This is a genomic window from Rathayibacter tanaceti (assembly GCF_001634385.1).
Classification (GTDB): Bacteria; Actinomycetota; Actinomycetes; order Actinomycetales; family Microbacteriaceae; genus Rathayibacter; species Rathayibacter tanaceti.
The window spans coordinates 1-10,214 of the sequence record NZ_LIIN01000106.1; the positions used below are offsets into that span (position 1 = coordinate 1).

Genomic DNA, 10,214 nt, shown 5'->3' on the forward strand with positions numbered 1-10,214 from the left:
GGCCCGGGCGAGCACGGGGCCGAGCGTGGGCGCGGCCGGCCGCGGCGGAGCCTCGAGCGTCTCGCGGTAGGGCCGGGGGAGCACGGGTGCCGCCTCGTCGGCGAGCCACGTCGCGTGGTCGGCGAGAGCCTGCACAGAGGGAGTGACGCGCGGGTCGATCCACGTCTCGGCGTCGCGGAGGTACTGCGGATGCGCGGTCAGACGCTCGTGCAGACGGAAGCCGGCGGCGGCGGTGAGCCGGGCGAGGTCGTCGATGTGGGGCCAGGGCCGCTCGGGATTCACGTGATCGGCCGTGAGCGGGCTGACCCCGCCCCAGTCGTCGACCCCGGCGCGCAGGAGCAGCCCGAGCTCCTGCTCGTCGGTGAGGTTCGGCGGCGCCTGGATGGTCGCGTCCGCGCCCAGGACCAGCCTCGCGACGGCGACGTTCGCGACGTACTCCTGGAGCTCGAGGTCGACCTCGTTCTGCATCGCGGTGCGCGGCTTCGCCCGGAAGTTCTGCACGATGCACTCCTGCACGTGGCCCCAGCGCTCGTGCGACTCGCGGATGGCGAAGAGGGCGTCTGCCCGCTCGGCGGCGTTCTCGCCGATGCCCAGCAGCACACCGGTGGTGAAGGGGATGCGGCTGCGCCCCGCGTCCTCGAGCACCCGCAGCCGCAGCGCCGGCTCCTTGTCGGGCGAGCCGTAGTGCACCCCGCCCTTCTCGGACCAGAGCCGCTCGGCGGTCGTCTCGAGCATCATGCCCATCGAGGGCGCGACGGGGCGGAGCCGCTGCAGCTCGGCCCACGACATCACTCCCGGGTTCAGATGGGTGACCATGCCGGTCTCGGTCATCACCAGGACGGCCATCGCCCGGACGTACTCGAGGGTCGAGGCGTAGCCGTGCTCGGTGAGCCAGGCGCGCGCCACCGGCCAGCGGTCCTCCGGTCGGTCGCCGAGCGTGAACAGCGCCTCCTTGCAGCCGAGCGCGGCTCCCGCGCGGGCGACCTCGAGGATCTCCTCCGGCTCCATGAAGGTCGATTCGCGCTTGGCCGCCAGCCCGCCCGGCGTCTCGACGAAGACGCAGTAGTGGCAGCGGTCGCGGCAGAGTTTGGTCAACGGCACGAAGACCTTGCGGGAGTAGGTGATCACGCCGGGGCGGCCGCGGCGGGCGAGCCCTTCATCGCGGAGCCGGCCGGCCGCGTCGAGGAGCGCGTCGAGTTCGGCACCGCGGGCGCCGAGCAGCGCTTCTGCGCTCTCGCGGGTGATCGGCTCGCCGCGGTCGAGTCGGGCGAGGAGGGTGGCCGTGGTCATGCGGAGCGGCCCTTCCGGAGGGATCGAGGAGTGGGAGGCGTGCGGTCAGAGCGCGCGCAGCCGCGGCGCGAGGTCGCGCTCGAAGCTGTCGAAGAAGCGCTGCTGGTCGGCGCCCGGAGCGTGGAACACGAGGTGGGTGAAGCCCGCCTCGATGTAGGGCAGGATCTGCGCGACCGTCTCCTCCGGGTCGGAGCCGACGATCCAGCGCTTCGCGACCTGCTCGATCGGCAGCTCGTCGGCCGCGTTCTCCATGTCGACCGGGTCGGTCAGCGAGTGCTTCTGCTCGGGAGTCAGCGAGAGCGGCGCCCAGAACCGCGTGTTCTCGAGGGCGCGCGCAGGGTCGGGGTCGTAGGACAGCTTGATCTCGATCATCCGGTCGAGGGTCGAGGAGTCACGGCCCGCCGCAGCGGCCCCCTCGTCGACCGCGGGCAGCAGCTTCTCGGTGTAGAGCTCCATGCCCTTGCCGGATGTGCAGATGAAGCCGTCGCCGGCGCGGCCCGCGTACCTGGCGACGACGGGGCCGCCCGCCGCGATGTAGACCGGCACGCCGCCGTCGGGCTTGTCATAGATCGACGCCTCGTGCGTGGAGTAGTACTCGCCGTCGAAGGTGACTCGGTCGCCGGCCCAGAGCGCGCGCATGAGCCGGACGGCCTCGCGGAGGCGGGCGAACCGCTCCTTGAACTCCGGCCAGGTCTGCTCGCCCGCACCCTGGTAGCCGGTCGCGATCTCGTTGAGCGCCTCGCCCGTGCCGACGCCGAGCATGATCCTGTCCGGGTAGAGCACGCCGAGCGTGCCGAAGGCCTGGGCGATGACGGCCGGGTTGTAGCGGTAGTGCGGGGTCATCACCGAGGTGCCGAGGCGGATGGTCGACGTGCGCTCGCCGGCCGCGGCCAGCCAGGCGAGGGAGAACGGCGCGTGACCGCCTGTGTGCCGCCAGGGCTGGAAGTGGTCGGAGACGACGGCGCTCTCGAAGCCGTGCCGCTCGGCGCTCACGGCGAGCTCGACGAGCTCCCGTGCGCCGAACTGCTCCGCCGATGCCTTGTACCCGAGCGTGATCGTCATGTGCAGCCTTCGTGTGGAGGGGACGGCTCCCCGACCGGGAGCGACCCCTCCATTCTGCGCCTGCGACGGGGCCGAGAGGGACGGTTGGACCGACCCGGGGGAGCGATCCGCCCGAGAGGGCCCTGTGGAGGAAGCTCAGACGGCGGGTGCCGAGATGTTCACCATCCAGCCGATCCCGTAGCGGTCGACGAGCATCCCGAACCGGTCGCCCCAGGGCGAAGCGACCAGCGGCTCGATGATCGAGCCGCCGTCGGCCAGGCCTTCCCAGTAGCCGCTGAGCTCGGCGTCGTCCTCGCCGAAGAGCGCGATCGTGATGCGGCTGCCCGTATCGGCGGGCACGGACGACATCGTGTCCGAGCCCATCAGGACGAGGCCGTTCGTCGTCACCAGTTGGGCGTGCATGATCCGGTCCTGGTCGGCCGGGTCCTGGCTCGCCCCGAAGTCGGCGAAGGTGCTCGAGGTGAGCTCGCCACCGAGCACGCTGCGGTAGAACTCCATCGCCTCCCGCGCGACGCCGTCGAAACCGAGGTACGGGCTGAGCGAGGTGGACATGGCGAGCCTTCCGTCGAGTGGTGGGCCCAGTATCGGCGCGCCGGGGTCCGAGCGCCAGACCCCGGCGCGCGACGCTCAGAGCTCCGCGCGAGTGGGCGGGTTCGCTCCCGCGCGCGAGGTGGTGATCCCCGCGACGTGCACGGCGTGGCGGCCGACGGCGCGCAGCGAGGGCTCGTCCAGGAGCATGCCGTTCGGCGCGCCGAGTCCCTGGCGCAACGCCTCGTCGAGGATCGCCCCCATCGCCGAGTCGCCCGCGCCGATGGTGTCGGCGACGACGATCCGGGCAGCGGGCACGGTCGCACGGGCGACGGCGGAGGCGAGCAGCAGGCCGTCGCCGCCGCGCGTCACCACGGCGAGCCGGGCGCCCAGGCCGAGCAGACGGGTCAGGACCTCGTCGAGCTGCATCGTCGGGTACAGCCACTCCGCGTCCTCGTCGCTGAGCTTCACGATCTCGCACGCGCTCGCGACGCGCTCGAAGCGCGCGAGCGCGTCGGAGTGCGGTCCGACGAGCGCGGGGCGGATGTTCGCATCGACGCTCGCGGTGACACCGGCGGGCAGCGCCTCCAGCAGGTCGAGCACTGCTGAGCCGCCGGGCTCGAGGTAGATCGCGATGGAGCCGGTGTGCACGTGCGCCATTCCCGCGGGGTCCGCTGCCGGCGGGTTCCACGCGAGGTCGAAGACGTAGCGGGCAGATCCGTCCTCGGCGAGCACCGCCCGGGCGGTGGAGGTGCGCTCGGCGTCGCCGTGCCGCACGTCCACCCCGGAGGACTCGAGGTGTTCGGCGATGCGGCGGCCTCGCGCGTCGTCGGCGATGTCGGTGACGATAGTGGCGGCGCGGCCGAGGCGGGCCAGCGTCAGGGCGACGTTCGCGGGCGAGCCACCGACGTGCTCCTCGACGCCGCCGTCGCGCTCGACGATGTCGATCAGGGCCTCGCCGATGACCAGGATGCGGGGTGCCGTGCTGCTGCGGGCGTCGGAGGAGGACATGCCGCCATCATGCCGGGTGGCGCGCGCTCCTCGCGACGCCCGCGCGGTCGGATCCGAGGTCCACCGTCCCTCGAACGCCCCGTTCAGCCGCGGACGCCGGCCAGCACCTCGTCGACCGTCGTGACCTCGATCAGCGGCGCGTAGAGCGCCATCGCGTCCAGTGCGCGCCGGTGGTCGCTCTCGCTCGCTCCGGCGCACGCATCGGCCACCACGTGCACCCGCACGCCCGCGTCCGCCGCGGCGAGCGCCGTCGAGAGCACGCAGCAGTCGGTCGAGACGCCCGTGAGCACGATCTCGCGGGAGTCGTCGAGCGCGGCCTCCAGCTCGGCCCCCCACTTCCCGAACGTGGCGGCGGTGATCGTGCGGTGCCCCTCGAGGCCGGGTACCAGCTCGTAGAGGCGGTCGCCGTCCGGCACCAGCGCGAACGGCCACTCCCGGTAGTAGCGGATCCACGCCCCGCTCGGCCGCTCCGGCGCCACAAAGCGCGTCGTCACCACCCGCTCGCCGAACGCCGGGAGCAGTCGCTGGGTGCCCGCCGCCGCCCGGGCGAACTCGCCGGAGTGCCACGGCGACTCCGCATCGGCGAAGACGTGCTGGAGGTCGACGGCGACGAGCACGCTCACGCGTTCGCCTCCTGCCCGCGTACTGCGCGGCGCGAGAGAGCCAGGGTTCCGACGAAGCCGATCACCAGCGCCACGAGCACGCCGAGGTTCGCACCCGCCCAGTCGCCGTCGCGGCCGCCCAGCGGGCCGAGCAGGTAGCCCTCCCACTCGAAGCCGGGGGAGTAGTTGACCACGAGGCCCCAGCCGACGACCGCGCCCAGGAGCACGAGCGCGACAGGAACCGCGGAGACGCTGCCGTAACGGCCGCGCGCGTCGTAGAGCGACTCCTGGTCGTAGTCGCGACGGCGGAGGAGCAGGTCCGCGAGGAACACGCCGAGCCAGGCCGCGATCGGCACCCCCAGGGTGATCAGGAAGCCCTGGAACGGGCCGAGGAAGTCGCCCGCGACGAAGACGACGTAGACGGCGCCGAGCACCATCAGCACGCCGTCGATCCCGGCGGCCACCGGTCGCGAGACCTTCAGGCCCGTGCTCAGCAGCGCGAGTCCCGAGGAGTAGATGTCCATCACGGCTCCGCCGATGAGCCCCAGCAGCGCGACAACGATGAACGGGAGGAGGAACCACGTCGGCAGGATCCCGGCGAGCGCGCCGATCGGGTCGGCGGCGATCGCGTCGGAGAGCTCCGGGGAGGATCCGGCCAGCAGCAGGCCGACGATCACGAGCACGACGGGCGCGACGGCACCGCCGATCGTCGTCCAGGCGACGACGCCGCCCGTCCTCGCACTGCGTGGCAGGTATCGGGAGTAGTCGGCCGCGGCGTTCACCCAGCCCAGTCCGAAGCCGGTCATCATGAACACGAGTCCGCCGATGACGGCTGCTGTCGAGCCGGCGGGCAGGGCGCCGACGGCGCCGAGGTCGATCCGGTCCAGCACGAGCACCACGTAGACGACGGTCAGCACCGCCGTGGCGACCGTGATCGCGAGCTGCAGCCGCATGATCAGCCGGAAGCCGGCGATCCCGGCGATCACGATCAGCGCCGCGACCACGATCAGCGCCACGAGTTTGGTGAGCACGCCGCCGTCCCAGCCGAATTCCTCGAACACTGTCGCGGTGGCGAGCACCGCCAGGGAGGCGAGCACCGTCTCCCAGCCGACGGTGAGCAGCCACGAGATCACCGAGACGAGACGGTTGCCGTCGACTCCGAACGCCGCTCGGCTGAGCACCATGGTGGGGGCGGAGCCGCGCTTGCCCGCGACGGCGACGAAGCCGCAGAAGAGGAAGGAGACGACGATGCCGACGACTCCGACGAGCGTGGCCTGCCAGAAGGACAGCCCGAACCCGAGCAGGAACGAACCGTAGCTGAGCCCGAGCACCGACACATTGGCGGCGAACCACGGCCAGAACAGGTCGCGCGGCCGGCCGTGTCGCTCCGACTCCTGGATGGTGTCGAGCCCGTTGAGCTCGATGCCGCCGGCGAGGCGGGCGGTCGTGGGGTCGGGAGAGGTCATCGCGTCCTCGTTCTCGCGGGTGCCGGCCCTGCGCCGGAGCTGCACTGAACCTACAGCGCGACCGGGCCCCCGTCGCCCTCGAACAGCAGGCGGAGCGTCTCGAGGTCGTCGGCGACCTGCGCGCAGTCGTCGTCCCAGTCGTCCATGCTCATCCCCGGCCGCCTCCGCACGGTGAAGGCGACTTCGGCGCCGTCGCCGTTCGCCAGCACCCGCAGCGGGTTCTCGACCACCGTGCCGTCCGGCAGCGTCACCTGGTGGTCGGCCACTCCGAAGGGGTTCGCGGGCGCGAAGCGCACCTCGACCCTGCCCATCGGAGAGTCGGCGAACCAGCGGCCGTCCACCTCCTCGACGGCCGACGAGGCGAGACCCGCGGCCCATCGCGGCAGGTTCGCCGGATCGGACACGAAGGCGTACACCTGCGCGGCCGGAGCCTCGATCACGACGCCCACGGGGCGCGATTCGTAGAGGGTCACTGCTGCTCCTTCGTCGTGGCGGGTCCCTGCTGCTCCTCCGCGAAGCTCGACACCAGGAGAGCCGCCAGAGTCGTCCGCTCCAGCATGCCCCCGATGCCGACCGACTCGGTACGAGCGTGAGCACCGGAGCCCGGCGCGCCGAGCCCGTCGAGCACGGGCAGCCCGAGCGCCGCGACGAAGTTGCCGTCGCTCGCTCCGCCCACAGCGATCTCGGTCAGCGGCACGTCGATGCGTCGCGCCACCCGCTCCGCGCGGCGGTACAGCGCGGCGACGGACGCGGTGCGCTCGAAGACGGGCCGCTCCCAGGATCCGCGGACTTCGAGCCGGATCCGCGGGTCGCTCGCCTCGAGCGCGTTCAGTTCGGCCTCGACTCGGGCGCCTCCGCCGAGCCGCGGATGCGCGCCTCCAGCTCGAGGCGGACGCGAGCGGTCGTGACGTTCACCCGCGAGCCGCCGCCGACGACTCCGATGTTGACGGAGGTGCCCGCCTCGGCGCGCTCGATCGCCAGCACCCGCGGGATCAACGCCCCCAGCTCGTGGATCGCGCTCGCGCCCTTCTCCGGCTCGACTCCGGCGTGCGCCTCGACCCCCACCACGTCGATCACGAAGCGGCCGATGCCCTTGCGTGCGGTCTTCACCGCCTCGCCGATCGCCCCCTCGAACACGAGCACCGCGTCGGCCCCGGTGCTCTGGCGCTCGAGGAACGACCGGGAGGAGACGCTGCCCACCTCCTCGTCGCCGCTCATCACCAGCCGGATCGCCGGATGAGGGAGGCGCGCGTGCCGGAGCGCCGCGACCAGCCACACCATCTGCACGAGTCCCACTTTCATGTCGTAGCTGCCCGGGCCGGTGAGCTGGTCGCCGTCGACCGCGAACGGCCACGACCGGGTGGTGCCGAGCGGCCAGACGGTGTCGTAGTGCCCGAGCAGCGCCACGAAGGGGCGGGTGCCGCGGGAGGCGCGCGTTCCGCCGCTGGCTGCAATGGTCCAGCTCGTCGCGGTCGGGGCGTCCTGCCCTCGCTGGTGCTGCACGTCGAGGTCGTGGCCGAGCCGTTCGCCGACCCAGTGCACGAGGTAGGCGTGCAGCTCGCCGAGGGCCTCGAGGGAGTCGCTCGGGCTCTCGATCATGACGAGGTGGCGGATGTCGTCGATCAGGCGTGCTCGGGAGTCGCGGAGGAAGGCCCGCACTCGTGCGGCGTCGTCGGCGTCGGGGAAGGTCATCGACTCCGGACTACCAGAGTGCGGGCCCGGGCGCGAGGAGCAGGCGATCCCGATCGACCCCCTCGTGAACCGTTCGGCCTCCCGTACCGTTGAAGAGGGAGAGGTGGAGATGTCCGAGGATCAGGCCGAGATGCTGCGTGCGTTGCACGACGAGCACTCCACCGCGCTCTGGCGGTTCGTCCTGCGGCTGACGGGAGACCGGCAGCTCGCGGAGGACGTCGTGCAGGAGGCGCTGCTGCGCGCCTGGAAGCACCCGGAGATCCTCGCCCAGGGCGAGGCGGCCGCGCGATCCTGGCTCTACACGGTAGCCCGCAACATCGTGATCGACGACCGCCGCAGCGCCCGCTATGCCCGCGAGCTGGGCACGGACGAGGTCCCCGAGCGGGCCACCGCAGACCGCACCGATCAGGTGCTCGACGCCTGGCTGCTCTCGGACGCCCTGAGCGGGATCAGCCACGACCACCGCGCCGTGATCGTGCACGCCTACTACGGAGGCCGCACGGTGACCGAGATCGCCGAGATACTCGCAATCGCACCGGGCACCGTCAAGTCCCGGATGCACTACGGGATGCGGGCACTCAAGCTCGCGCTGCAGGAAAGAGGGGTGACCGAGCTGTGACCCACGACCACTCCTCCGACGAGTCCCACGGCGACCCCTTCCGCGACTGGGACGCCCCCTATCTGCTCGGATCCCTCTCGGCCGCCGACCGCCGCGCCTACGAGCAGCACCTGCGCCTGTGCGACGGCTGCCGCGAGGGACTGACGGAGTTCGTCCCACTGCCGGGACTGCTCTCGCACCTGCCTCAGGACGATGCGCTGCGCCTGATCGAGCAGCCGGAGCCGGGCGCCCAGGAGGTGGCACCCTCCGACCTCCTGACCCGCCTCGCCGCTGCGGCCGACGCGGTGCGCCGCCGCACCCGGCTCACGATCGCCGGGCTGGTGCTCGCCGCGGCCGGAGTCTCGGCAGCGGCCGCCATCGCCATCCCGCTGGCCGTCGGCCCCTCCCTCTCCCCGGTCGAGACCGTCGGCTCGACGGTCGCTCTGGCGGCGGCGCCGGGCGTCCCGGTCGAGGCGTCGGTCAAGTTCGTGCCCCAGCAGTGGGGAACCCGCATCGACATGGACTGCAGCTGGTCCGACACCGCGCAGCAGATCGCAGGATCCACCGGCTACGTGCTCTACGTGACCGACACGTCCGGCAGCACGGAGTCGGTCGGCTCGTGGACCAGCGCACCCGGCACCACGATGGAGCCGAGCCTCGCCACGGGCCTGCCGCTCTCGCGGATCGCCTCCGTCGAGGTGCGTCTGCAGGACTCGGGTCTCGTCGTGCTCACCGGCCGTCCCTGACCGCACCGCCGGATTCCCAGGCGCGCGCTCCGCGGACTGAGTAGCTTCTCCTCCATGACGATCGCGACCCTCGCCCTCGCCCCCGCCTCCGTGGCGACCGCCTCCTCCACCGACAGCATCGACGAGCTCTCCGGGCTCGTCGGCGTCGCTGCGCGGGTGATCGCCGCGCTCGGAGAGGCCGGCGTGGGCCTCCTGACGCTGATCGAGACGGTGTTCCCGCCGATCCCGAGTGAGCTGGTCCTCCCGCTGGCGGGGTTCCTCGCGCAGCAGGGGCGGATGAACCTCGTGCTGGTCGTCCTCACCGCGACCCTCGGCGCCTACCTGGGTGGGCTCGTCCTCTACGGGCTCGGCCACCGCATCGGCACCGAGCGCTCCATCCGCCTGCTCTCGACGCTGCCGCTCGTCGATCGCGAGGACTTCGAGAAGGCCGTCGGCTGGTTCCGACGGCACGGCACCTGGGTGGTGCTGTTCGGCCGGCTGATCCCGGGGGTCCGGAGTCTCATCTCGCTTCCCGCGGGATCGGAGCGGATGAACCTCCTCCTGTTCTCGGGTCTGACGATCCTCGGCTCGGGCGTCTGGAACGGCCTGCTCATCGGCCTCGGTGCCGCGCTCGGCACCCAGTACGAGCTCGTCGACCAGTACGCCGGCGTGCTCGATGCGGTCATCTACGGCGCCATCGGCATCCTGCTGCTCGTGCTCGTCGTCCGGAGCGTCCGTCGGCGCCGTTCCGCGGGCTCGACCCACCGCGGCTGAGGCCCGACCCGATTAGAGTCGGGCGGGTGAGCACGCGTCCGACGGTCTACGACGTCGCCGAGCGGGCGGGGGTCTCGATCGCGACCGTCTCCCGGGTCGTCACGAATCCCGGCGCGGTGCGCGAGGCCACCCGGGAGAAGGTCATCCGCGCGGTCGGCGAGCTGGGTTACGTGCCCAGCGGCAGCGCGCGGGGTCTAGCGGCCCAGCGGACCGATGTCGTCGGGCTCTTCCTCCCCGATCACGACGACACGGTGGTGCAGGAGGCGCCCGTCCCCGTCGTGGCGCCGGGCGCGCCGGTGCCCGTGGTCGTCGACTCCGACCACGCGCCGCCGCGCTCGCCGAGCCTCTACTACGACGAGGTGCTCCGCGGAGCCGAGGCGGAGGCCTGGCGCCGCGGGTTCGGCCTGATGATCGCGGCGGCGCGCACAGGAGGGGCGGCGCCCGCCACCTCCATCGCCGGTCGCGT

13 protein-coding genes are annotated in these 10,214 nt (G+C 72.4%); 4 read left to right on the plus strand and 9 right to left on the minus strand.

Annotated elements, in window-relative coordinates; translation table 11 throughout:
* The 9 genes from cofG to ACH61_RS11905 all read right to left on the minus strand — a co-directional run.
* Nucleotides 1-1,290: 7,8-didemethyl-8-hydroxy-5-deazariboflavin synthase CofG (cofG, locus tag ACH61_RS11870; RefSeq protein ID WP_153038851.1), on the minus strand; the 1,290-nt coding region annotated here is incomplete at its 3' end.
* A 45-nt stretch (nt 1,291-1,335) separates the two neighbouring features.
* Nucleotides 1,336-2,352 carry a glucose-6-phosphate dehydrogenase (coenzyme-F420) gene (gene fgd / locus ACH61_RS11875; protein WP_068212308.1) on the minus strand — a complete coding sequence of 339 codons (1,017 nt, stop codon included), beginning with the start codon at nt 2,350-2,352 and terminating at the stop codon, nt 1,336-1,338.
* Nucleotides 2,353-2,487: 135 nt separating this feature from the next.
* Nucleotides 2,488-2,904 carry a VOC family protein gene (locus ACH61_RS11880; RefSeq protein WP_068212310.1) on the minus strand — a complete coding sequence of 139 codons (417 nt, stop codon included), beginning with the start codon at nt 2,902-2,904 and terminating at the stop codon, nt 2,488-2,490.
* A 75-nt stretch (nt 2,905-2,979) separates the two neighbouring features.
* Nucleotides 2,980-3,891, minus strand: coding sequence for a carbohydrate kinase family protein (locus ACH61_RS11885; RefSeq protein WP_068212311.1), 912 nt, complete (start codon nt 3,889-3,891; stop codon nt 2,980-2,982).
* Nucleotides 3,892-3,974: 83 nt separating this feature from the next.
* Nucleotides 3,975-4,514, minus strand: coding sequence for a cysteine hydrolase family protein (locus tag ACH61_RS11890; RefSeq protein WP_068212313.1), 540 nt, complete (start codon nt 4,512-4,514; stop codon nt 3,975-3,977).
* Nucleotides 4,511-5,959 carry a purine-cytosine permease family protein gene (locus ACH61_RS11895; protein WP_068212321.1) on the minus strand — a complete coding sequence of 483 codons (1,449 nt, stop codon included), beginning with the start codon at nt 5,957-5,959 and terminating at the stop codon, nt 4,511-4,513. Before ACH61_RS11895 ends, ACH61_RS11890 begins: the two co-directional genes overlap by 4 nt.
* A 50-nt stretch (nt 5,960-6,009) precedes the next feature.
* Complete coding sequence (locus tag ACH61_RS11900; RefSeq protein ID WP_068212314.1) at nt 6,010-6,432, minus strand: SRPBCC family protein; 423 nt, start codon at nt 6,430-6,432, stop codon at nt 6,010-6,012.
* On the minus strand, nt 6,429-6,674 hold the full coding sequence (locus ACH61_RS17965) for a hypothetical protein (RefSeq protein WP_201787608.1): 246 nt from the start codon (nt 6,672-6,674) through the stop codon (nt 6,429-6,431). The genes ACH61_RS11900 and ACH61_RS17965 overlap by 4 nt, the downstream gene beginning before the upstream one ends.
* Nucleotides 6,675-6,787: 113 nt before the next feature.
* Complete coding sequence (locus ACH61_RS11905) at nt 6,788-7,651, minus strand: M20/M25/M40 family metallo-hydrolase (protein ID WP_201787609.1); 864 nt, start codon at nt 7,649-7,651, stop codon at nt 6,788-6,790.
* A 109-nt stretch (nt 7,652-7,760) separates the two neighbouring features.
* Between ACH61_RS11905 and ACH61_RS11910 the strand changes: the two genes are divergently transcribed.
* The 4 genes from ACH61_RS11910 to ACH61_RS11925 form a co-directional block, all read left to right on the plus strand.
* Entirely contained in the window at nt 7,761-8,270 is a 510-nt protein-coding gene (locus ACH61_RS11910) for a sigma-70 family RNA polymerase sigma factor (RefSeq protein ID WP_068212322.1), read from the plus strand.
* On the plus strand, nt 8,267-8,995 hold the full coding sequence (locus ACH61_RS11915) for an anti-sigma factor family protein (RefSeq protein WP_068212317.1): 729 nt from the start codon (nt 8,267-8,269) through the stop codon (nt 8,993-8,995). The genes ACH61_RS11910 and ACH61_RS11915 overlap by 4 nt, the downstream gene beginning before the upstream one ends.
* A gap of 54 nt (nt 8,996-9,049) precedes the next feature.
* Nucleotides 9,050-9,748, plus strand: coding sequence for a DedA family protein (locus ACH61_RS11920; RefSeq protein WP_068212319.1), 699 nt, complete (start codon nt 9,050-9,052; stop codon nt 9,746-9,748).
* A gap of 26 nt (nt 9,749-9,774) precedes the next feature.
* Nucleotides 9,775-10,214, plus strand: a 440-nt coding sequence (locus ACH61_RS11925; RefSeq protein ID WP_236713664.1) for a LacI family DNA-binding transcriptional regulator, incomplete at its 3' end; no start/stop codon positions are given.

What these genes read in the sequence shown, in the direction of transcription:
- fgd (WP_068212308.1), bottom strand. Translation starts at nt 2,352, where the DNA reads ATGACGATCACGCTCGGGTACAAGGCATCGGCGGAGCAGTTCGGCGCA.
- ACH61_RS11880 (WP_068212310.1), bottom strand. Translation starts at nt 2,904, where the DNA reads ATGTCCACCTCGCTCAGCCCGTACCTCGGTTTCGACGGCGTCGCGCGG.
- ACH61_RS11885 (WP_068212311.1), bottom strand. Translation starts at nt 3,891, where the DNA reads ATGTCCTCCTCCGACGCCCGCAGCAGCACGGCACCCCGCATCCTGGTC.
- ACH61_RS11895 (WP_068212321.1), bottom strand. Translation starts at nt 5,959, where the DNA reads ATGACCTCTCCCGACCCCACGACCGCCCGCCTCGCCGGCGGCATCGAG.
- ACH61_RS11905 (WP_201787609.1), bottom strand. Translation starts at nt 7,651, where the DNA reads ATGACCTTCCCCGACGCCGACGACGCCGCACGAGTGCGGGCCTTCCTC.
- ACH61_RS11910 (WP_068212322.1), top strand. Translation starts at nt 7,761, where the DNA reads ATGTCCGAGGATCAGGCCGAGATGCTGCGTGCGTTGCACGACGAGCAC.
- ACH61_RS11920 (WP_068212319.1), top strand. Translation starts at nt 9,050, where the DNA reads ATGACGATCGCGACCCTCGCCCTCGCCCCCGCCTCCGTGGCGACCGCC.